At 67.2% G+C, this 18,416-nt stretch carries 21 protein-coding genes and 1 tRNA gene; 14 read left to right on the top strand and 8 right to left on the bottom strand.

Annotation, left to right across the window (positions count from 1 at the left end):
* Positions 1-95: 95 nt before the first annotated feature.
* Positions 96-626 (bottom strand): chromate transporter, encoded by a 531-nt coding sequence (locus tag QLQ83_RS07080; protein ID WP_282734814.1) that lies wholly within the window; start codon positions 624-626, stop codon positions 96-98.
* Positions 623-1,195, bottom strand: coding sequence for a chromate transporter (locus QLQ83_RS07075; RefSeq protein ID WP_282734813.1), 573 nt, complete (start codon positions 1,193-1,195; stop codon positions 623-625). The genes QLQ83_RS07080 and QLQ83_RS07075 overlap by 4 nt, the downstream gene beginning before the upstream one ends.
* A gap of 153 nt (positions 1,196-1,348) precedes the next feature.
* Here QLQ83_RS07075 and QLQ83_RS07070 point away from each other — a divergent pair, with 153 nt between their 5' ends.
* The gene (locus tag QLQ83_RS07070; protein WP_282734812.1) at positions 1,349-2,011 is read left to right on the top strand and encodes a GntR family transcriptional regulator; all 663 of its coding nucleotides are present in this window, start codon (positions 1,349-1,351) and stop codon (positions 2,009-2,011) included.
* A gap of 270 nt (positions 2,012-2,281) precedes the next feature.
* Positions 2,282-3,577, top strand: coding sequence for a hemolysin family protein (locus QLQ83_RS07065; protein ID WP_282734811.1), 1,296 nt, complete (start codon positions 2,282-2,284; stop codon positions 3,575-3,577).
* A 229-nt stretch (positions 3,578-3,806) separates the two neighbouring features.
* Here QLQ83_RS07065 and QLQ83_RS07060 read toward each other — a convergent pair.
* Positions 3,807-3,883, bottom strand: a tRNA-Arg gene (locus QLQ83_RS07060).
* A 130-nt stretch (positions 3,884-4,013) separates the two neighbouring features.
* On the opposite strand from QLQ83_RS07060, the gene QLQ83_RS07055 reads away from it, so the two are divergent.
* On the top strand, positions 4,014-4,823 hold the full coding sequence (locus QLQ83_RS07055; RefSeq protein WP_282734810.1) for a methyltransferase domain-containing protein: 810 nt from the start codon (positions 4,014-4,016) through the stop codon (positions 4,821-4,823).
* Positions 4,820-5,812, top strand: a complete 993-nt coding sequence (locus tag QLQ83_RS07050; protein WP_282734809.1) for a class I SAM-dependent methyltransferase — start codon at positions 4,820-4,822, stop codon at positions 5,810-5,812. The genes QLQ83_RS07055 and QLQ83_RS07050 overlap by 4 nt, the downstream gene beginning before the upstream one ends.
* On the opposite strand, the gene QLQ83_RS07045 is transcribed toward QLQ83_RS07050, so the two are convergent.
* The 3 genes from QLQ83_RS07045 to greB all read right to left on the bottom strand — a co-directional run bounded on the left by QLQ83_RS07045 (position 5,813) and on the right by greB (position 6,841).
* Positions 5,813-6,067 carry a DUF2442 domain-containing protein gene (locus QLQ83_RS07045; protein WP_282734808.1) on the bottom strand — a complete coding sequence of 85 codons (255 nt, stop codon included), beginning with the start codon at positions 6,065-6,067 and terminating at the stop codon, positions 5,813-5,815. It abuts the gene before it with no gap.
* Positions 6,036-6,215 (bottom strand): DUF4160 domain-containing protein, encoded by a 180-nt coding sequence (locus QLQ83_RS07040; RefSeq protein ID WP_282734966.1) that lies wholly within the window; start codon positions 6,213-6,215, stop codon positions 6,036-6,038. Before QLQ83_RS07040 ends, QLQ83_RS07045 begins: the two co-directional genes overlap by 32 nt.
* Before the next feature lie 86 nt (positions 6,216-6,301).
* Positions 6,302-6,841: a transcription elongation factor GreB gene (gene greB, locus QLQ83_RS07035; protein ID WP_282734807.1), complete on the bottom strand. Its 540-nt coding sequence runs from the start codon at positions 6,839-6,841 to the stop codon at positions 6,302-6,304.
* 144 nt (positions 6,842-6,985) lie between these two features.
* Between greB and QLQ83_RS07030 the strand changes: the two genes are divergently transcribed.
* The 8 genes from QLQ83_RS07030 (at position 6,986) to QLQ83_RS06995 (ending at position 14,177) form a co-directional block, all read left to right on the top strand.
* On the top strand, positions 6,986-7,621 hold the full coding sequence (locus QLQ83_RS07030; protein WP_282734806.1) for a tetratricopeptide repeat protein: 636 nt from the start codon (positions 6,986-6,988) through the stop codon (positions 7,619-7,621).
* A 79-nt stretch (positions 7,622-7,700) separates the two neighbouring features.
* Positions 7,701-8,351 carry an NUDIX domain-containing protein gene (locus QLQ83_RS07025; RefSeq protein WP_282734805.1) on the top strand — a complete coding sequence of 217 codons (651 nt, stop codon included), beginning with the start codon at positions 7,701-7,703 and terminating at the stop codon, positions 8,349-8,351.
* A 1-nt stretch (position 8,352) separates the two neighbouring features.
* A complete protein-coding gene (locus QLQ83_RS07020; protein ID WP_282734804.1) occupies positions 8,353-8,799 on the top strand; it encodes a DUF1249 domain-containing protein in 447 nt (148 codons plus the stop codon).
* Between the two features lie 16 nt (positions 8,800-8,815).
* Positions 8,816-9,550, top strand: a complete 735-nt coding sequence (locus QLQ83_RS07015; protein WP_282734803.1) for a phosphodiesterase — start codon at positions 8,816-8,818, stop codon at positions 9,548-9,550.
* A 122-nt stretch (positions 9,551-9,672) separates the two neighbouring features.
* Positions 9,673-10,641: a sulfate adenylyltransferase subunit CysD gene (gene cysD, locus QLQ83_RS07010; RefSeq protein WP_282734802.1), complete on the top strand. Its 969-nt coding sequence runs from the start codon at positions 9,673-9,675 to the stop codon at positions 10,639-10,641.
* Positions 10,641-12,065 (top strand): sulfate adenylyltransferase subunit CysN, encoded by a 1,425-nt coding sequence (gene cysN / locus QLQ83_RS07005; protein WP_282734801.1) that lies wholly within the window; start codon positions 10,641-10,643, stop codon positions 12,063-12,065. The genes cysD and cysN overlap by 1 nt, the downstream gene beginning before the upstream one ends.
* 141 nt (positions 12,066-12,206) lie before the next feature.
* Positions 12,207-12,881 carry a zinc metallopeptidase gene (locus tag QLQ83_RS07000; protein WP_282734800.1) on the top strand — a complete coding sequence of 225 codons (675 nt, stop codon included), beginning with the start codon at positions 12,207-12,209 and terminating at the stop codon, positions 12,879-12,881.
* A 240-nt stretch (positions 12,882-13,121) separates the two neighbouring features.
* Positions 13,122-14,177, top strand: coding sequence for an App1 family protein (locus tag QLQ83_RS06995; RefSeq protein ID WP_282734965.1), 1,056 nt, complete (start codon positions 13,122-13,124; stop codon positions 14,175-14,177).
* 20 nt (positions 14,178-14,197) lie between these two features.
* Here the strand turns inward: QLQ83_RS06995 and cmoB are convergent, their stop codons facing one another.
* Together cmoB and cmoA are read right to left on the bottom strand one after the other, a co-directional pair.
* Positions 14,198-15,190: a tRNA 5-methoxyuridine(34)/uridine 5-oxyacetic acid(34) synthase CmoB gene (cmoB, locus tag QLQ83_RS06990; protein WP_282734799.1), complete on the bottom strand. Its 993-nt coding sequence runs from the start codon at positions 15,188-15,190 to the stop codon at positions 14,198-14,200.
* Between the two features lies 1 nt (position 15,191).
* On the bottom strand, positions 15,192-15,935 hold the full coding sequence (cmoA, locus tag QLQ83_RS06985) for a carboxy-S-adenosyl-L-methionine synthase CmoA (protein WP_282734798.1): 744 nt from the start codon (positions 15,933-15,935) through the stop codon (positions 15,192-15,194).
* Between the two features lie 85 nt (positions 15,936-16,020).
* Between cmoA and pgi the strand changes: the two genes are divergently transcribed.
* Complete coding sequence (pgi, locus tag QLQ83_RS06980) at positions 16,021-17,703, top strand: glucose-6-phosphate isomerase (RefSeq protein WP_282734797.1); 1,683 nt, start codon at positions 16,021-16,023, stop codon at positions 17,701-17,703.
* Between the two features lie 28 nt (positions 17,704-17,731).
* The gene (locus QLQ83_RS06975) at positions 17,732-18,415 is read left to right on the top strand and encodes a YqiA/YcfP family alpha/beta fold hydrolase (protein WP_282734796.1); all 684 of its coding nucleotides are present in this window, start codon (positions 17,732-17,734) and stop codon (positions 18,413-18,415) included.
* Position 18,416: the final 1 nt, after the last annotated feature.

Genomic DNA, 18,416 nt, shown 5'->3' with positions numbered 1-18,416 from the left:
GTACACCTCGGATGTTGTGGCTTTTGTCGTGAGGTTCGGGCTATCCCGAACCAGGTGTGAGCGCGTGTTCCGTGTCGGTTCTTGTTATGGGGCGTTCAACCGAGAAAGAGTCCTCCGTAGGCCAGGGCGGCCATCACGATGAAGGCCGGGTGGATTCGAAACCGCAGCAGCGTCAGGGCCGCCAGTGAGCCAATCAGCAGGGTGTGGACGAGTCCTGCCGTTGCTAACCCTTCGCTAAAGAAGCTCCAGGTGAGCCAGGCCATCATCATGGCGATGACCGGGCGGACCCACTGGCTCATGCGCTTGACGCGGGGTGAGTCACGGTATCGATAGAGAAGTCCCAGGGCGCCCAGCATCAACAGGAGGGAAGGCACCACCGTGGCCAGCACCGCCACCAGAGCGCCACTCGCACCGGCAACGTCAAAGCCGATCTGGCCGGCCATCTTGGTGGCGATGGGGCTGGGCACGGCGTTGCCCAGGGCCAGGGTCTCGGCGAATTCCTGGGCCGTCATCCAGCCGTAGCGGCCGACGACTTCCGCCTCGATCAGCGGAATGATCGCCGGGCCGCCGCCGTACCCGATGATGTTGGGGATGAAGAAGGCAAGGAACAGCTCCCAGTGGATCATTCACGGGCCTCCTTCGGGCGCGGCTCTGGCGCGACCATCGCCGTTATCAGCAGGGCACCGATGATCCAGCCAGGATGGAGGCCGAGCAGGTAGATGAGCACGCCTGCCACCGCCCCCATGACGAGGCTCGTCCAGGGGCCCAGGGAGAGGCGTGACTTGTTCCAGAAGTCCAGCGTCAGCTGGCCCATCATGACCATCACCACGGGCACAACGGCATAGCCCATCCCGCGGATCCAGGTGACGTCGCGATAGCGGCTGAACAGGCCCAGCAGCAGGATCATGGCAAGCATCATGGGGACGATGACGGCAGCAACCGCGATGATGCAGCCGGCGATACCGCCGACGCGATAGCCGATGTAGCCCGGCATCTTGGTGGCGATGGGGCCGGGAAGGGTGTTGGCGATCGCGAGCACGTCGGCGAAGGCATCGTCATCCAGCCAGTGATGACGGGTGACGACCTCTTCGCGGACCAGCGGAATCATGGCCGGCCCACCACCGAAGCCGAGCAGGCCGATGCGGGTGAAGGCCCAGAAGACCTTGCGCAGCGAAGCGGGAGACGGGTCGGTCATGAACGCGGCCCCGAGCGGTCGATCCCAATGTCTGGAATTGATTTTGTCATTGTCATTGTCTTTTAGATAAAAAATCGATTATTTGGTCTAGAATATAGTTTGCAACAGAAAGCAGCGTCAACCTTCAATGTGTGGAGGCCACGGGGAGGCAGTATGGGGATCTTCGAACGCAAGGAGGGGGTAACGGCGTCCAGTTGGATCTACGACACCCTGCGGCAGGACCTGGTCAATGGACGCTTCACCGCCGGCGAGAAGCTGGCGATCAGTGCCCTCAAGGAGCGCTACGGGGTGGGCCTGAGTCCGCTGCGCGAAGCCCTCAATCGCCTTGCGGCCTATGGTCTGCTGATTCAGGAGAACCAGCGTGGCTTCCGGGTGCCGCGTCTGGCGCGCGACGAGCTCGATGATATCGCCGACATGCGGCGTGCACTGGAGGGCATGGCGCTGGAGCGGGCCATTCAGCGAGGCGACGCCGAATGGGAGTCAGAGCTGCTGGCGGCGGCACATCGCTTGAAACGTGCCGACGAGGCGCCGGAGATGGAAGAGGAATGGGAGCGGCTGCACATGCGCTTCCATCGCACGCTGGTGGCGCCCTGTGGTTCCGCGTGGCTGCTGCGCTTCATCGAGCAGTTGCACGACCAGTTTGACCGCTACCGGCGCCTGGCGCCCGGGGAGCCGGAGGTTCGACACGTGCTTGATGCTCAGCATGGCGAGCTGGTGGAACTGGCGCTGGCCAGGGACGTCAAGGGGGCGAGGGCGCTGATGGATGACCATATCCAACGCTCCTACGAAGTGGCCCTCGGCAGCTTCGCTCGTTAGGCTCGTTAGAGAGCGTACCGAGGTGCTGCATGTCAGTGAGTATCAGGGATAGCCGACGTGCATGCAGTGCCCCCGGGAAACGTCTCACCGCCCCGGTCCGGCAAGGCCGAAAGGGAGCGGTGGGGGACAGTGGAAACCGCGAGGGAGCGCCGCTTTGACTCGCGTCGTACCGTGACGGTCACACGGGTCCTGTGCCATCATCAAACGGCTCTCCCCCTTGTGGCGGACTCTCCTGAGCGCTACCTGCCGTTGTCCCCCCTACCGAGTCCTATGCTCCTCGACACCCTCATCGTCCTGGCCCTGATCCTGCTGAACGGCCTGCTCGCCATGTCGGAGCTGGCGATCGTCTCCTCCCGACCGACGCGCCTCAAGACACGCGCCGCGGGCGGCTCGCAGGGGGCCAGAATCGCCCTCGCTCTCTCCGAGGACCCGGGGCGGTTTCTCTCGACTGTCCAGATCGGGATCACCCTGGTCGGTGTGCTCTCCGGTGCCTTCTCCGGGGCGACGCTGGGTATCCGGCTCGCCGAAGCGCTGCCTGGCCTCGGGATTCCTGCACGCCTCGCCGACCCGCTGGGCGTCGGTATGGTCGTCGTCGTCATTACCTACCTCTCCCTGATCATCGGCGAACTCGTTCCCAAGCAGATCGCGTTGGCCAACCCAGAGTCGGTCGCTTCCCGCATTGCGCCGGCGATGCAGCTTCTTTCCCGCGCTGCCCTGCCCCTCGTCTGGCTGCTGGACCGGTCGGGCAAGCTCGTGCTCATGCTGATCGGACATTCGGGCAAGCAGAAGGCTGTTGTCAGCGACGAAGAGATCCGGACGCTCATCACCGAGGCGGAGGGCGCTGGCACCATCGAGAAGGGGGAAACCAGGATGATCGCCGGGGTCATGCGCATCGCCGACCGCTGCGCACGCGGCTTGATGACCCCGCGGCACGAGGTCGAGCTTGCCGAGATCGGCGATACCCGTACTGAGATCCTCGCCCGGTTTCTCGCCTCCGGCCGCTCACGCCTCCCGCTGCGTTATGGCGGGCAGGACGACATCGTCGGCATCCTTCACAGTCGTGATCTTCTGCAGGTGGCGGAAGAAGGCTTCGATCCCGGATCGCTCCTGCGACCTGCCCCGGTGGTCAACGATGCCCTGCCGGCAATGCAGGTGATCGAGCAACTCAAGGCAGCCCCCGAGCAAATGCTCCTCGTCTACGATGAGTACGGTCATTTCGAGGGCATCATCACCCCCATGGATATTCTCAGCGCCATCACAGGGGGATTCGATGACGCGGAAGTGAACGAACCCAAGCTGGTCGAGCGATCGGACGGCTCCCTGCTAGTCGCCGGCTCGATGCCTGTCGACGAGTTCGCCGACCACATCGGCATCACGCTGGAGGAGGCTTCTGACTACGAGACCGTGGCCGGCCTCGTCCTGCACCGGGCCGAGGAACTGCCGAAGGTGGGCCAGCACGTGACTGTCGGCGACTGGCGGATCGAAGTCGTCGACATGGATGGACAGCGAATCGATCAACTGCTTGTTCAGCGAACCACTGCAGCGAGCGAAACGCCGACGTGCTGACGCGCTGCCTGGAGGATGGGGAATATCCATCGACAACTTTGGGGAGAAGAACCTGATTCGCCCATGGGCCTCGGGCTGGAGATGAGGCGCCAGTACACCCAGTTGCTGGAGTCGCGTAGTTGCCCGAATCTTGGGGCCTACTCAGGAGAGTGCGGGGGCGTATGTAGGGGCGAAAGCGATCTTGACTATGGAAATGATTGCTTGTTTTTACGCAAATCATTGAAATTACTGGCGCCCCCATCAGGATTCGAACCTGAGACCTTCCCCTTAGGAGGGGGACGCTCTATCCAGCTGAGCTATGGGGGCGCGACCGGGCGCATTATAAGCGCCTGAACCGCCGAGATAAACCCGCAGTGGGCCTGGGCCTTGCCGCGGGCCATGAGTCCGGCGGGATTCCCGAGTAGAATGCACGGCAAACCCGCGACCGGTGGCCGGCATGTCCGAACCCGTTTCTCCTCTTTCACCGGCTGGTGACCGTCACTTCGACGGCCTGGCCGACAAGTTCGCCGCGAGCCTCTACGGCGGGGCCCGCGGCGAGCTGCGTCTGGCGCTGCTCGACCGCCTGCTGCCCGAGATGCTCGACCTTCGCGGCCAGCCGCTGCTCGACGTAGGTGGCGGCCTGGGCCAGCAGGCCGACTGGTTTGCCGCACGTGGCCATGCGGTGACCTTGGCCGAGCCCTCTGGCGAGATGCTGGCCCAGGCGCGGGAGCAGTTGGCGGGCCGGGAGGTGAACGTTCTGCAGGCGCCGCTCCAGGCGCTTCCCGAGCTGGCGCCCGGCCCCTGGCCGTTGATCGTCTGCCATGCCGTGCTGGAGTGGCTCGCGGATCCGCGCGGGGCCCTGGCCACCCTGGCCGGCCTGCTGTCGCCAGGCGGTCAGCTCTCGCTGATGGTGTTCAACCGGGACGCCCTCAGGCTCTCCAACGTGGTCAAGGGCAATCTGGAGAAAGCCCTGGCCGACCGACTCGAGGGCAGGGGGCTGCGCAAGCGGTTGACGCCGATCTCGCCGCTGACTCATGGCCAGGTCGAGGCCTGGAGCGCCGAGAGTGGCCTGGTAATCCGTGAGATGGCGGGCATCCGGGTCTTCGCCGACTATCTGCGCCAACCGCCGGAGAGCGATGCCGACCGGGAACGCCTGCTGGCACTGGAGCAGCGCTATTGTCGCGTCGACCCCCACTGGCGTCTGGGTCGCTACCTGCTCTATACCCTGCAGCGACCGATACGTCCCCCCGAGGAGACCACCGCATGAGTGCCGAGACCCCCGTCTGCGAGCTGCTGGAGCGCCAGGATGCAGACTACTGCGGCTGGCTGTGGGTTGCGCCACCCAGGGACGCCTGGCTGGAAGCCGGGGAGAGGAGCCTGCTCTCCGCCGACCAGGGCATTCTCGCGGCCTGGCGGTTGCGGGGGAGGGCGGCGTATTCGCCCTTCGAGGGTGGGATACCGGCCCCGCCGGGGGCGGTGCTGTTCTGGCCCAAGAGCCACGCCCTGGGCGAGTGGTGGCTGCTGTGGCTATGTGCCCACCTGCCGCCGGGTACCCCGCTGCAGCTGGTGGGCGAGAACCAGGGCGGCATCAAGCGGGTTCTCAAGGCGCTGGCGGCCCTGGGGCTGGGCTGTCGCAAGGTGGACAGCGCACGGCGCTGCGGGCTCTATGCGACCCGCCTGGACCGGGTGGGCATCGACCCGGACGATGCCTGGACCACCTTCGAGGCAGAAAGCATTCGGCTGGTCAGCCATCCGGGTGTGTTCGGCCACGGCAAGCTGGATGATGGTACCCGGCTGCTGCTGGAGACGTTGCCTGCTTTTCTCCCGGCGACGCAGCATGATGTTCTCGACGTGGGCTGCGGCGACGGCATCCTGGCGGCCTGGCTGGCCCGGCATGGGGCGCGGGTCACGGCAGTGGATGTGGGCCACTTCGCGGTGGAGGCGACCCGACGCACCCTGGCAGCCAACGACCTCGAGGGCGAGGTCCTGGCGAGCGATGTCTACACGGCGCTGGGGGAGCGACGCTTCGATGCCATCGTCAGTAACCCGCCCTTCCACCAGGAGCGGGCGATCGACTATGGCCCCGCGGGGCGGTTGATCCTCGAGGCCCCCGACCACCTGCACCCCGGCGGCCAGCTGATCCTGGTGGCCAACGCCTTCCTGCCCTATCCGGACCTGCTGGAGCGCGCCTTCGGCGCCTTCGAGGTCCTGGCCGACGACCGGCGCTTCCGGGTCTATCGGGCGGTGAAGGGTTGATCAGGCAACGTGCTCATGGTGCTGAGTCACGTCGCCACGACCGGCGAGGAGGCCCTCGACAGAGATGTCTTCGTCAAGATCATCCCAGTGCAGGCCCTTGCCGGAATAGCTGATACGACACTTGGCCCTTTCGACTGGACTTGCGTGCAGCAGCCGGGGAAACCAGGCCAGTGGAATGCCCAATGTTCTACCGTCGTTGAGCTCGACCCACATGGTGTAGTCGTCAAAGCCGACGGTCTTGGCGGAAATGCTCATTCCAGGCCCTCTCGATTTCACTACGATGTTCTTCAACCAGTTGCATGAGCTGTGACAACTGCTTTCGATTGTAGCCAGCGCTGCTGGCGATAGCGACCTGCGGGTCGAGCCATATCTTGGCTTCCCCATCACCACTCTCGGCATGGATATGGATGGGCTCCAGCGGGTTGCCTTCGTTGGAGAAGAAGAAAAACCGTCCCCTTGTAGTGGAAGACGACCGGCATAGTGAGCCTCCTATGCCCGCGGGTCGCGATAGACGATCTCGGTGATCACGTAGGTGGTCTCGCCGCCCGGGGCGGTCACCGTCACCTCGTCGTCCAGCGCCCTGCCGAGCAGGGCCTTCGCCAGCGGGGCGTCGACGCTGATCCAGCGCTTGGTGGTGTCGGTCTCGTCATGCCCGACGAGGCGGATGCGCATCTCCTCGCCCTCCTCGTCCTCCAGGGTGACGAAGGCGCCGAAGAAGACCTTGTCGGTATCCGCCGGCAGGCGGTCCACCACGGTGAGTTCGTCGAGGCGCTTGGTCAGGTAGCGGATGCGGGCGATGACCCGGTTGAGCTCCTTCTTGTTGTAGGTGTAGTCGGCGTTCTCGCTGCGGTCGCCCAGTGCCGCCGCCTCGCCCACCTTGGCCGAGAGGGCTGGGCGCTTGACCCTCGAGAGGTGGTCGAGGATGCCGCGCAGCCGCTCGGCCCCCTCGGCGGTGATCAGGTTGCTCTTGGGTTCCTGGCGCGGGTCCTTGGCGGGGTCCCGCCAGCGCGTCATGTTGCGGCCTTTCATGGCGTTCCTCGCGGTCTGGTGTCTGACGGCGAACATACGCCAAGCGGTCGATCTGGCCAAGCCAGGCATGGCTGGTGAATCATTCAAACGTTCGTTACATTGCGGAAGGGAACCACAATGCCAATACCCCGAAGGAGATGCGAGATGATGCGACGCCGACTGCTTGCCACCGCCCTGGGCTTGAGCCTGGCCACCCTGCCGCTGGCGAGTGTCCACGCCTGGGAGGCCCGGGTGGAAGGCATCAAGAACCATTGGGAGCGGGTGATCACCGAGCAGGCCGAGGGCGAGCGTGGCGATGGCCTCAAGGCGTTGGCCGGTCAGGCCGAGCGGCTGGTGGCCGAGCACCCAAACGCGGCCACGCCGCTGGTATGGCAGGGCATCATCGAGGCGTCCTGGGCCCGCGAGCGCAGTGGCCTGGGCGCGCTCTCCAGCGCCAAGAGCGCCCGCGATGCCCTGGAGCGTGCCGTCGAGCTCGACCCCGAGGGGCACAACGGCTCCGCCTGGGTGACCCTGGGAGCCCTCTATCACCGGGCGCCGGGGTGGCCGGTGGCCTTCGGCGATGACGAGACCGCCGACAGGATGTTTCGCCGCGCCTTGTCGATTCGCCCCCAGGGCATCGACGTCAACTACTATTATGCCGACTTCCTCGACGACGAGGATCGCCACGACGAGGCCCGCGAGCATGCCCGTCGCGCTTTGGTCGGCCAGGCCAGGGAAGCTCGCCGGGCCTCCGACGAGGCGCTGCGCGAGGAGGCCAGGGCGCTGCTGGAGCGTTTCTGAGGCTCACCGGAGGGCAGGGCGGTTGGCATTCCCGCTCCCGGTCCCGATAATGGAGCCTTTGCGCGACCCGGAGACCGGCATGAGCGAGACCCGCCCGCCCGCAGACGATCAGGACCTGCCCCTCGCGGTGCCCTTCACGGCCGCCGACGTGGACCTGGCCGAGCGTCGCTGCCTGCACCAGGGCTTCTTCCGGCTGGAGGAGCTCCACCTGCGCCACCGCCTCTTCGAGGGCGGCTGGAGCGGCAGGGTGGTGCGCGAGGTGCACCATCGTCACGATGCGGTGGGGGTGCTGCTCTACGACGTGGAGCGCGACACCGTGGTGCTGGTCGAGCAGTTCCGCGCCGGTGCCCTCGACGACCCCGATTCCCCCTGGAAGATGGAGGTGGTGGCCGGGCTGGTCGAGCGTGGCGAGAGTGTCACCGAGGTAGCGCGACGCGAGGCCATGGAGGAGGCCGGTTGCGAGGTGGGCGAGCTGGTCGAGCTGCACACCTACTATCCGAGCCCCGGGGCCTGCGACGAGCGGGTCACCCTGTTCTGTGGCCTGGTCGACAGCCGTGGCCTCGGTGGGGTGCACGGGCTCGACGAGGAGCACGAGGATATCCGCGTGCATGTGCTGCCGTTTACCCGGGCCTGGGAACTCCTGCAGGCCGGGCGACTCGACAATGCCATGTGCCTGATCGCCTTCCACTGGCTGGCCGGTGAACGCGCATCGTTGCGAGCAAGGAGGTAGCGTGCCGAGAAACGCCTATGTCACCGACCTGAAGACCCTGCAGGGCGAGTGCACCGCCAATTTCATCCGGCTGACCCGGCTGCTGGGCGACCTGGAGGTCGGCGAGACCCGCGAGGTCGAGCTGTTCAACCATGGCCGTCGCCTGGGGGCCCTGTGCCTCAAGCTCCAGGAGCGTGCCCCCTACACCAGCATCGTGCGCGTCTCCCAGCGCGGGGTGCTCGACACGATGATCGACACCCCGCGCATGCGCGTTCACCTCTACCACGACGTGCGCATGGCCGAGGTCACCGACTTCCAGCGTCAGCGTCACTTCGACGGTCGCTACCGCTATCCCAACTCGCGCATGCACCAGCCCGACGAGAAGCTGCAGCTCAACCGCTTCCTCGGCGAATGGCTGGACCATGGCCTGGCCCATGGCCACTCCCTCGACCTGCCCCAACTGCCCTGAGGAGAATGCGGCACTGATGCGACTGGTCCAGCTCACCGACTGCCACCTGCGGGCCGACCCTGCGGCTCGCGCCCGGGCGGGCTTCCCGCTGCGCCAGCTGGAGGCCGTGGTCGAGGCGGTGAACCGGGAGCGGCCGGAGCTGGTGCTGGTCACCGGTGACGTCAGCGAGGACGAGACGGCGGCTTCCTACCGGCTGGCGGAACAGGTGCTGACACGGCTCGACGCCCCCTGGTTCTGGCTCCCCGGCAACCACGACCAGCCGGCGCTGATGGCCGAGAGTCGTGCGCTACACGACGAGCTGGACCTGGGAAGCTGGCGGGCGCTGCTGCTGGATACCCGCGTGAGCGGCCGGCCCGGCGGCGAGCTGGGCGAGGCGGCCCTGGCCACCCTGGACGAGCGTCTCGCGGCCGACGACCGGCCGATCCTGCTGGTGATGCATCATCCGCCGCTGCCCGTCGGCTCGGCCTGGCTCGACGAGATCGGCCTGGCCGATGGCGAGGCCTTCTGGCGGGTCGTCGCCCCCCATCGCCAGGTCCGGGCGGTGTTCTTCGGCCATGTCCACCAGGCCTTCCACGGCACCCATGTCCTGGCGGACGGCGAGGTGCCGGCCTACGGCTGCCCCGCCACCTCCGACCAGTTCCTTCCCGGCTCCTCGACCTTCGCCCTCGATGAGGCCTCGCGCCCGGGCTATCGCCTCATCGAGCTTCGAGACAGCGAGCTGGCGACCTGGGTGGAGCGCGTCGACCCGTGAATGACAAATAGCCATATTGGCTATAAAAAGATAGTTATTAATTCTTTTGGGTTATTATTGGCCCGGCGTTACCCTGTCTCGCATGATCTCACCCGCCCAACGTCATGCGAGGTAGCCGGGCCATGAGCAGTCTTCACGCACCGTCACGCGAGAGCGCCGTCGAGGCCGCCGCCGGCCTGGTCCCGTCGCGCCAGCGGCAGACCCACCTCCAGCAGCTCGAGGCCGAGTCGATCCACATCATCCGCGAGGTGGTGGCGGAGTTCGCCAACCCGGTGATGCTCTACTCCATCGGCAAGGACTCCTCGGTAATGCTGCACCTGGCGCGCAAGGCCTTCTATCCCGGGCCGCCGCCCTTCCCGCTGATGCACGTCAACACCACCTGGAAGTTCCGCGAGATGATCGAGTTCCGCGATCGCATGGCCGCCGAATCCGGCATGGAGCTGATCGAGCACATCAACGAGGAGGGGCGTGCCGCCGGCATCAACCCCTTCGATCATGGTTCGAGCGGCTATACCGACGTGATGAAGACCCAGTCCCTGAAGCAGGCGCTGGACAAGTACGGCTTCGATGCCGCCTTCGGCGGGGCGCGCCGTGACGAGGAGGCCAGCCGCGCCAAGGAGCGGGTGTTCTCCTTCCGCGACCGGCACCATCGCTGGGATCCCAAGAACCAGCGCCCGGAACTGTGGAACCTCTACAACGCCCGGGTCAACAAGGGCGAGTCGATCCGCGCCTTCCCACTCTCCAACTGGACCGAGCTGGATATCTGGCAGTACATCCACCTCGAGGGCATTCCCATCGTGCCGCTCTACTACGCCGCGCCGCGTCCGGTGGTGGAGCGCGACGGCATGCTGATCATGGTCGACGACGATCGGATGCCGCTGGCCGAGGGCGAGGTGCCCGAGGAGAAATGGGTGCGCTTCCGCACCCTGGGCTGCTATCCGCTGACCGGCGCCGTGGAGTCGCGGGCGGACACCCTGCCCGAGATCATCCAGGAGATGCTGCTGACCCGCACCAGCGAGCGCAGCGGCCGCGCCATCGACCACGACCAGGCCGGCTCCATGGAGAAGAAGAAGCGCGAGGGCTATTTCTGATGTCACACCAATCGACCCTGATCGCCGACAACATCGAGCAGTACCTGCACGAGCACGAGAACAAGGACCTGCTGCGCTTCATCACCTGCGGCAGCGTCGACGACGGCAAGTCGACCCTGATCGGCCGCCTGCTGCACGACTCCAAGATGATCTTCGACGACCAGCTCGCTGCGATCACCCAGGCCTCGAAGAAGAGCGGCACCACCGGCGAAGCGGTGGACCTGGCGCTGCTGGTCGATGGCCTGCAGTCCGAGCGGGAGCAGGGCATCACCATCGACGTGGCCTACCGCTTCTTCTCCACCGACAAGCGCAAGTTCATCATCGCCGACACCCCGGGGCACGAGCAGTACACCCGCAACATGGCCACCGGGGCCTCCACGGCGAGCCTGGCGATCATCCTGATCGATGCCCGCTATGGCGTGCAGACCCAGACCCGCCGGCACAGCTTCATCGCCGACCTGCTGGGCATCCAGCACCTGGTGATCGCGGTCAACAAGATGGACCTGGTGGGCTTCGACCAGGCTCGCTTCGAGGAGATCGTCGCCGACTATCGCGACTTCGCCGGGCAGCTGGCCGCGCCCGACATCCACTTCGTGCCGCTCTCGGCGCTCGAGGGCGACAACGTGGTCAACCGCAGCGAGCGCATGCCCTGGTATGCAGGCCCACCGCTGCTCGAGCTGCTGGAGGGCATCGAGGTCAGCCGCGATCGCAACCTGACCGACCTGCGCCTGCCGGTGCAGTATGTCAACCGGCCCGACCTGGATTTCCGGGGCTATGCCGGTACCCTCGAGGCCGGCATCCTGCGCCCGGGGCAGGCGATCAAGGTGCTGCCGTCCGGGCGGACCTCCACGGTCGAGCGCATCGTCACCTTCGACGGCGACCTGGAGGCCGCCTGGCCTGGGCAGGCGATCACCGTGACCCTGGAGGACGAGATCGACATCTCCCGGGGCGACTGGATCGTGGCCGCCGACGCCGAGGTGGCCATGGCCGATGCCTTCGACGCCGACATCGTCTGGATGCATGACGAGGTGCTCGCCCCCGGGCGCCAGGTCGACATCCGCCTGGCCGGGCGCTCCGTGTCGGGGCAGGTCGGCGAGATTCTCCACCAGGTGGACGTCAACAGCCTGGAACGCCACCCTGCCGAGCGCCTCGAGCTCAACGCCATCGCCCGCTGCCGGGTCGAGCTGACCGCCGAGGTGCCGCTGGATGACTACGGCACGAGTCCGGGCACCGGCAGCTTCATCGTCATCGACCGGCTCTCCAATGTCACCGTGGGCGCGGGGATGATCCGCGGCGTCGCCCGCTCGGGTAACCGACCGACTGGCGAGGTGGACTGGGCCGGCTTCGAGCTGGAGCTCAACGCCCTGGTGCGCAAGTACTTCCCCCACTGGGAAGCGAAGGATATCCGCGAACTGCTCAAGTAGGCCGATTCCCTAGGCCGTCCACGAGCCCGGCGATTTCGTCTCCGGGCTCGTTGTTGTTTTGGGGCAAGACGTTCACCGACGAGGAAACCGGCTCTGGTAGGGTAGGTCCAATGACCTGCCCCCTGCCCGGAGTCTGCCCCCATGATCGTCCTGGCAATCGCCCTGCTGCTGGCCCTCTTCCTGCTGCCCAACCTCTGGGCGAAGTGGGTGCTGGCGCGCCACGCCCGGGGGCGCGAGGAGTATCCTGGGACCGGGGGCGAGCTGGCGGACCACCTGATCCGGCGCCTCGGTCTCGAGGGGGTCAGGGTCGAGATGACCGACCAAGGCGACCACTACGACCCCGAGGCGCGCCGAGTGCGCCTCTCCCGGGAACACTACGAGGGCCGCTCGCTCACCGCGGTGACGGTGGCGGCCCACGAGGTGGGGCATGCCATCCAGCACCAGCAGGGATATGCGCCGCTGCTGGCGCGCTCGCGACTGGTGGCAGTGGCGCAGAAGGCCGAGAAGGTCGGCGCGCTGCTGATGATGGCCGCGCCCTTCCTGTTCCTGTTGACCCGCCTGCCGGGCGGCCTGGCCATCGTGGTGGCCGCCGCGGTGATCAGCTTCGGCACCGCGGCCCTGGTGCACCTGGTGACCCTGCCGGTGGAGTTCGATGCCAGCTTCCAGCGCGCCCTCCCGCTGCTCAAGGAGTACATCCCGCCCCGCGACCTGGCGGGTGCCCGCCACGTGCTCACCGCCTGCGCCTTCACCTATGTGGCGGCCTCATTGGCCAGCATCCTCAACCTGGGACGCTGGCTGGTGATCCTGAGGCGGTAGGCCTGTTCCACAGGTGACAATGCTACGCCGCCCTTGCCGGTGGTCATCGTCAAGGGCAGTGAAGGACGTGCGGAAGCGGCCGGGTCGGGACTAGGCTTAGGATCATCGACATGGCCAGGAGTGTCCGTCCATGAACGGCAAGTCTCGTCCTGGTTACCGGGCAGGGTGGCGTGGGTGAAGAAGGCGCTTCGACACCTCTCCCTGTTCGTGAAGCGGCTCGTGGGGGTCGTGGCCAGACCGATGAAGCGGGATCACGGCCACGGTGGCCTGACGGTCACCCCTTACCGAGGGTATGGTTCGCGGCGCGAAGCCTTCCTTACGGGCCGCGTGTTTCATCAGGCGCCTCTGGGCAGGCTGGTGCCTCGCCGTGGCTTCCTGCGCGACCTGGCCGACGTGGTGCGTCGCATCGCCCGTCATGGCGTGGCCGATGCCCGCGTCGATATCCATCTGGGTGGTAGCCATGTCTCCGTGTCCACCGACCGGGATGGCTACTTCGATGCCCACCTGCCGCTCGTGTCGTCACTGCCACTCGACCGTTCCTGGCACTGCGCCGAGCTGTGGGTCACGGCCGATCACGAGGTGCCGGTACGCGCCAGTGTGGAGGTCTACATCCCGGCCCCCGAGACCGACCTGCTGGTGATCAGCGACATCGACGACACCGTGATGTACACCGGGGTAGCCGACAAGCTGCGGATGCTCTATCGGTTGTTCATCGAGAAGCCCCATCGGCGCACGGCCTTTCCCGGCGTGGCGTCGCTGTACCAGGCCCTGCACCGCGGCGCCGATGACCGGGGCGAGCGGCCCATCCTCTACGTCTCACGGGGGCCCTGGGCGATCTACGAGATGCTGGAGGCCTTCTTCCAGCTCAATCGCATTCCGGTCGGGCCGATCCTGTTCCTGCGCGAGTGGGGCATCTCCCTTCGCCATCCCTGGCCGCGTCGGGCCGAGGATCACAAGCAGCGACTGATCAGCCGCATGCTGGCGGTGTTCGAGGGGGTACCCTGCATCCTGATCGGCGACAGCGGGCAGCATGACCCGGAAGTCTACACTCGAATCGTCAAGGCCCATCCCGGGCGTATCGAGGCGATCTATATCCGTCGCGTGGACCAGCGCGTGGATCGGCAGCGTGACATCCAGCGGTTGCGCGACCAGATACGCCACACCCGCTGCGATCTGTTGCTGGCGGCCGACAGCGTGCTGATCGCAGAACATGCCCAGGCGCGCGGGTTCATCTCAGACCATGGGCTGGCGGCCGTGCGCCGTGATGTGGCCGGTTCGCCCGACGATTCCGCGTGAGATCCGGATCCTTCCAGGGCTCAGACCGGTCGGTTGGCGAGGACCACCGCCCGGCGCGGGGCGGGGTGACCCTCGCGTGTGCGAGTCGAGTCCGCGGGGTCGAGGAAGTCGGCCAGCGACTGGAAGCTCATCCACGCGGTGGCGCGCTGCTCGTCCGTGGTGGTCACCGCCTCGTCCACCACCCGCACGTTGGTGAGGCCGCAGCGCTCGAGCCACTGGCAGAGCGCGGCGGAGGAGGGCAGGAAGTAGACGTTGGGCATGGCGGCATAGCGCTCTCCGGGGAGCAGCACCGTGGTTTCGTCGCCCGCCACCACCAGGGTCTCCAGCACCAGCTCGCCGCCAGGGCGCAGGGCCTCCCTGAGCTGCTGGATATGTTCCAGCGGCGAGGGGCGGTGGTAGAGCACGCCCATGGAGAACACCGTGTCGAAGACGCCGAGCGCCTCGGGCACCTCCTCGATGCCCACCGGCAGGAAGTGGGTACGGCCGCCGTCGGCGTCGCCGACGAAGTGGCGCACCGCGCGGAACTGCCAGAAGAAGCGTGGCGAGGGGTCGATCACCAGCACGAATTCCGCCCCATGGCCTGCCATGCGCCAGGCGTGATAGCCATTGCCGCCCCCCACGTCCAGCACGCGGCGGCCGGCCAGCGGCGCCAGGTGCGGCGCCACCCGCTGCCACTTCCAGTCCGAGCGCCACTCGGTGTCGATCGCGATGCCGCCGAGTCGGTAGGGTCCCTTGCGCCAGGGCGCGAGCTTGCCCAGCAGGTTCTCGACCTGGCGTCGTTGGCCGTCGGTGAGGTCGACCTCGACGCTGACGGTGTCGGCGTCCAGGCGCACCTGCCTGTCGCCGGGCAGGGCGGGCAGCTTGGCCACGGCCTTCTCCCAGGCCGGCAGGTCGCCGAAGCGCTGGCGGTCCAGGCCGCGGGCCAGCTGGTCGGGGAGGCGGGCCAGCCAGGCGTCCAGCCCCTGGTCGAGAAAGGCCTGATAGAGGTCGCGGTGTTCGGGTGCGATCGGCATGTCAGGCGTCCTTGAAGGCGATCAGCGAGGCGAAGTTGAGGAACTGGAACCAGGTGTGGGCGCGGGAGAAGCCGGCCCGGGCCAAGCGCTCGTGGTGGCCCGCCAGGGTGTCCGGCACCAGCACGTTTTCCAGCGCCGTGCGCTTCTGGCTGATCTCCATCTCGCTGTAGCCGTTGGCGCGCTTGAAGTCGTGGTAGCGCTCCACCAGCCAGGCGTTCTCCTGCTCGTCGGCGGCCTTGACCTTCTCCGAGAGCACCAGCACGCCGCCGGGCTCCAGGGTCTGGAACAGCCGCTCGATCACCGCATCGCGGTCCTCGGGGGCGAGGAACTGGAGGGTGAAATTGAGCACGACCATGCCGGCGGGCGCATAGTCCAGGGTCCGGATATCGCCTTCGAGCACCTCCATGACGTGGTCGGGGCACTCCGCGGCCAGGGTCTCCCGGGCCCGCGCCACCATGGCGGGGGAGAGGTCCACCCCGGTGTAGCGGAAGGCGTCCGGCGGGAGCCTCCCGGCCAGCGTCAGGGCGCTGGCGCCCAGCGAGCAACCCAGGTCATAGACCCGGGCACCGTGGCGCAGGTGGCGGGCGGCGATCAGGCCCAGCATGCCCAGTATCTGGCCGTAGCCCGGCACCGAGCGGCGGATCATGTCGGGAAAGCAGGCGACGACCTTCTCGTCGAACGAAAAGCGCGCCACCCGGTCCAGGGGTGTCGAAAAGATCGCGTCACGGTAAGATGCGTCACTCATGGAACTGGCCGGATATCGTGGGAAAGGGGCGATATTCTACGCCTCGCCCACGCCGGCTGCACGACAGGACGTCAAGGAGGAAGCCATGACACACCCCACGATCGATCAGCACGATGCCTGGCAGGCCCTGGCAGCGCATGCCCGCGAGATGCGTACCACCCACCTGAGCGAGCTGTTCCGCGGTGCGCCGGGGCGCCACGCGGCCTTCACCCGCCGGGCGGCGGGCCTGACCCTGGATCTCTCCAAGCAGCGCTGGCGCGACGAGACCCTGGACCGGCTGCTCGACCTGGCCCGGGAGGCCGAGGTCCCCGAGGCGATCCGTGCCCTGCTTGCCGGGGAGCGGGTCAACCGCAGCGAGGACAGGCCGGCCCTGCATACCGCGCTGAGGCTGCCGCCGGAGGCCAGCCTGGTGGTGGAGGGCGAGGATCTGGTGCCCTCGGTGCACGCCACCCTCGAGCGCATGGCCACCATGGTCGAGCGTTTCCACGCCGGCCAATGGCGCGGCGCCACCGGCCGGGCGATCCGCGACGTGGTCAACTTGGGGGTCGGCGGCTCGGACCTGGGCCCGCTGATGGTGACCCATGCCCTGGCCGACTACCAGCCGGAGGGCGTGCACACCATCGACGTGCACTTCGCCTCGACCATGGATGGCTCCCAGCTGGCCGACTACCTGGCCCGGCTCAATCCCGAGACCACCCTGTTCGTGCTCTCGTCGAAATCCTTCACCACCATCGATACCCTCTCCAATGCCCGCACCGCCCGGGACTGGCTGATGGCCCGGCTGATGGGCGAGAACCGGGAGGAGGGCGTCGACGCCGAACTGGTGATGCGCCAGCACTTCATCGGCGTCTCGGCGAGCCCCGAGAAGATGAACGAGTGGGGCATCGCCGAGGAGCACCAGCTGGAGTTCTGGGAGTGGGTGGGGGGCCGCTACTCGCTGTGGGGGGGCATCGGCCTGCCGATCGCCCTGGTGGTGGGCATGGCGCACTTCCGCGAGCTGCTCGCCGGGGCCCATGCCATGGATCGCCACTTCAGCGGGGCGCCGCTGTCCGACAACCTGCCGGTACTGCTGGCCCTGGCGGGGATCTGGAATGTCAACTTCCTCGACATCCGGGCCCACTCGATCCTGCCCTACGACGGTCGGCTGGAATTCTTCGCGGCCTATCTCGAGCAGCTGGAGATGGAGTCCAACGGCAAGTCGGTGACCCACGACGGCCGCGAGGTCGGCTACTCCACCTGCCCGGTGCTCTGGGGCCAGTTGGGACCCAATGCCCAGCATGCCTTCTATCAGCTGCTCCATCAGGGGACCCAGGCCGTGGAGTGCGACTTCATCGCCCCCAAGGTGCGCTACGACGACGTGGAGGAGCCCGGCACCCGCGACCACCTGATGGGCCAGCATCGCCTGACGCTCGCCAACTGCTTCGCCCAGTCACGGGTGCTGATGCTCGGCGACGAGGCCATCGAGGACGACGGCCCGCGTCCGGTGCACAAGCGCTATCGCGGCAACCAGCCCTCCAGCACCCTGCTGCTCGACCGGCTGACGCCGGCCACTCTCGGCGCACTGATCGCGCTCTACGAGCACAAGGTGTTCGTCCAGGCGACCATCTGGGACATCAACCCCTTCGACCAGTGGGGCGTGGAACTGGGCAAGAAGATCGCCGGCGAGACCCAGCGGATCCTCGAGCACCAGGCGGACATCGCCGGCATGGACGCCTCCACCCGGGGCCTGATCGAGGCCGTCTGGGCGGCGGAGCGCGGCTCGCGATGACACTGGCTGCATGTACAGGGGTTGCGGTATGCTGAGTGGCGCCCGGCGCCTTCCGGTCGCCAGCGGGGTCCTCTACCTCCATGGGTTCAACAGCGGCAGTGGCTCGCCCAAGGCGGCGCTGATGCGTGATGCCTGCACGTGGCTCGGGTTGCCCTGTGCGACGCCGCAGCTGCCGCACCGGCCGGCCGCGGCACTGGCGCTGGCCGAGTCGCGGCTGGCCAGGCTGGGGTCGCGGCCGCTGGTGGCGGGCAGCTCCATGGGGGGCTTCCTGGCGACCCTGGTCGCCGAGCGGTACGACCTGGCAGGGGTGCTGATCAACCCGGCCGTGGCCCCGGCGGGGCTGGTGGCGGAATGGGTCGGCGAGCGTTTCGACAACGCCTATACCGGCGAGCGCTTCGCCATCGAGGCCGCGCACCTCGAGGAGCTCGAGGCACTGACGCCCCAACGGGTCACGGCCGAGCGCTATCTGCTGCTGCTGGGCACCGCCGACGAGACCCTGGACCCCGCCGAGGCCTTCGCGCTGTATCGTGGGGCCAGGACGATCCTGCACCCCCAGGGGGATCATGGCCTCGCGGCGCTGGCCGACTACCTGCCGGCGATTCTCGCCCACGGCGGTCATGGCCTGCCGCCAGGCTGGGCCGGCAGGAAGGCCCCCGGGACAGAGGGCGCCGGCATCCCGGGCGACACGAACGATCGCAACCACTTTGGGTGAT

This window comes from Halomonas rhizosphaerae (genome assembly GCF_030010555.1).
GTDB classification, from domain to species: domain Bacteria; phylum Pseudomonadota; class Gammaproteobacteria; order Pseudomonadales; family Halomonadaceae; genus Halomonas; species Halomonas rhizosphaerae.
Note: the sequence above shows the minus strand (reverse complement) of the source record. Positions and strands in the feature narration are given on the sequence as shown.

What these genes read in the sequence shown, in the direction of transcription:
- cmoA (WP_282734798.1), bottom strand. Translation starts at nt 15,935, where the DNA reads ATGAGTGACGCATCTTACCGTGACGCGATCTTTTCGACACCCCTGGAC.
- QLQ83_RS07045 (WP_282734808.1), bottom strand. Translation starts at nt 6,067, where the DNA reads ATGAGCATTTCCGCCAAGACCGTCGGCTTTGACGACTACACCATGTGG.
- QLQ83_RS07070 (WP_282734812.1), top strand. Translation starts at nt 1,349, where the DNA reads ATGGGGATCTTCGAACGCAAGGAGGGGGTAACGGCGTCCAGTTGGATC.
- QLQ83_RS07000 (WP_282734800.1), top strand. Translation starts at nt 12,207, where the DNA reads ATGATCGTCCTGGCAATCGCCCTGCTGCTGGCCCTCTTCCTGCTGCCC.
- QLQ83_RS07015 (WP_282734803.1), top strand. Translation starts at nt 8,816, where the DNA reads ATGCGACTGGTCCAGCTCACCGACTGCCACCTGCGGGCCGACCCTGCG.
- QLQ83_RS06975 (WP_282734796.1), top strand. Translation starts at nt 17,732, where the DNA reads ATGCTGAGTGGCGCCCGGCGCCTTCCGGTCGCCAGCGGGGTCCTCTAC.
- cysD (WP_282734802.1), top strand. Translation starts at nt 9,673, where the DNA reads ATGAGCAGTCTTCACGCACCGTCACGCGAGAGCGCCGTCGAGGCCGCC.
- QLQ83_RS06995 (WP_282734965.1), top strand. Translation starts at nt 13,122, where the DNA reads ATGAAGCGGGATCACGGCCACGGTGGCCTGACGGTCACCCCTTACCGA.
- QLQ83_RS07050 (WP_282734809.1), top strand. Translation starts at nt 4,820, where the DNA reads ATGAGTGCCGAGACCCCCGTCTGCGAGCTGCTGGAGCGCCAGGATGCA.
- QLQ83_RS07055 (WP_282734810.1), top strand. Translation starts at nt 4,014, where the DNA reads ATGTCCGAACCCGTTTCTCCTCTTTCACCGGCTGGTGACCGTCACTTC.
- QLQ83_RS07080 (WP_282734814.1), bottom strand. Translation starts at nt 626, where the DNA reads ATGATCCACTGGGAGCTGTTCCTTGCCTTCTTCATCCCCAACATCATC.
- QLQ83_RS07030 (WP_282734806.1), top strand. Translation starts at nt 6,986, where the DNA reads ATGATGCGACGCCGACTGCTTGCCACCGCCCTGGGCTTGAGCCTGGCC.
- QLQ83_RS07065 (WP_282734811.1), top strand. Translation starts at nt 2,282, where the DNA reads ATGCTCCTCGACACCCTCATCGTCCTGGCCCTGATCCTGCTGAACGGC.
- greB (WP_282734807.1), bottom strand. Translation starts at nt 6,841, where the DNA reads ATGAAAGGCCGCAACATGACGCGCTGGCGGGACCCCGCCAAGGACCCG.
- QLQ83_RS07025 (WP_282734805.1), top strand. Translation starts at nt 7,701, where the DNA reads ATGAGCGAGACCCGCCCGCCCGCAGACGATCAGGACCTGCCCCTCGCG.
- pgi (WP_282734797.1), top strand. Translation starts at nt 16,021, where the DNA reads ATGACACACCCCACGATCGATCAGCACGATGCCTGGCAGGCCCTGGCA.
- cmoB (WP_282734799.1), bottom strand. Translation starts at nt 15,190, where the DNA reads ATGCCGATCGCACCCGAACACCGCGACCTCTATCAGGCCTTTCTCGAC.
- QLQ83_RS07075 (WP_282734813.1), bottom strand. Translation starts at nt 1,195, where the DNA reads ATGACCGACCCGTCTCCCGCTTCGCTGCGCAAGGTCTTCTGGGCCTTC.
- cysN (WP_282734801.1), top strand. Translation starts at nt 10,641, where the DNA reads ATGTCACACCAATCGACCCTGATCGCCGACAACATCGAGCAGTACCTG.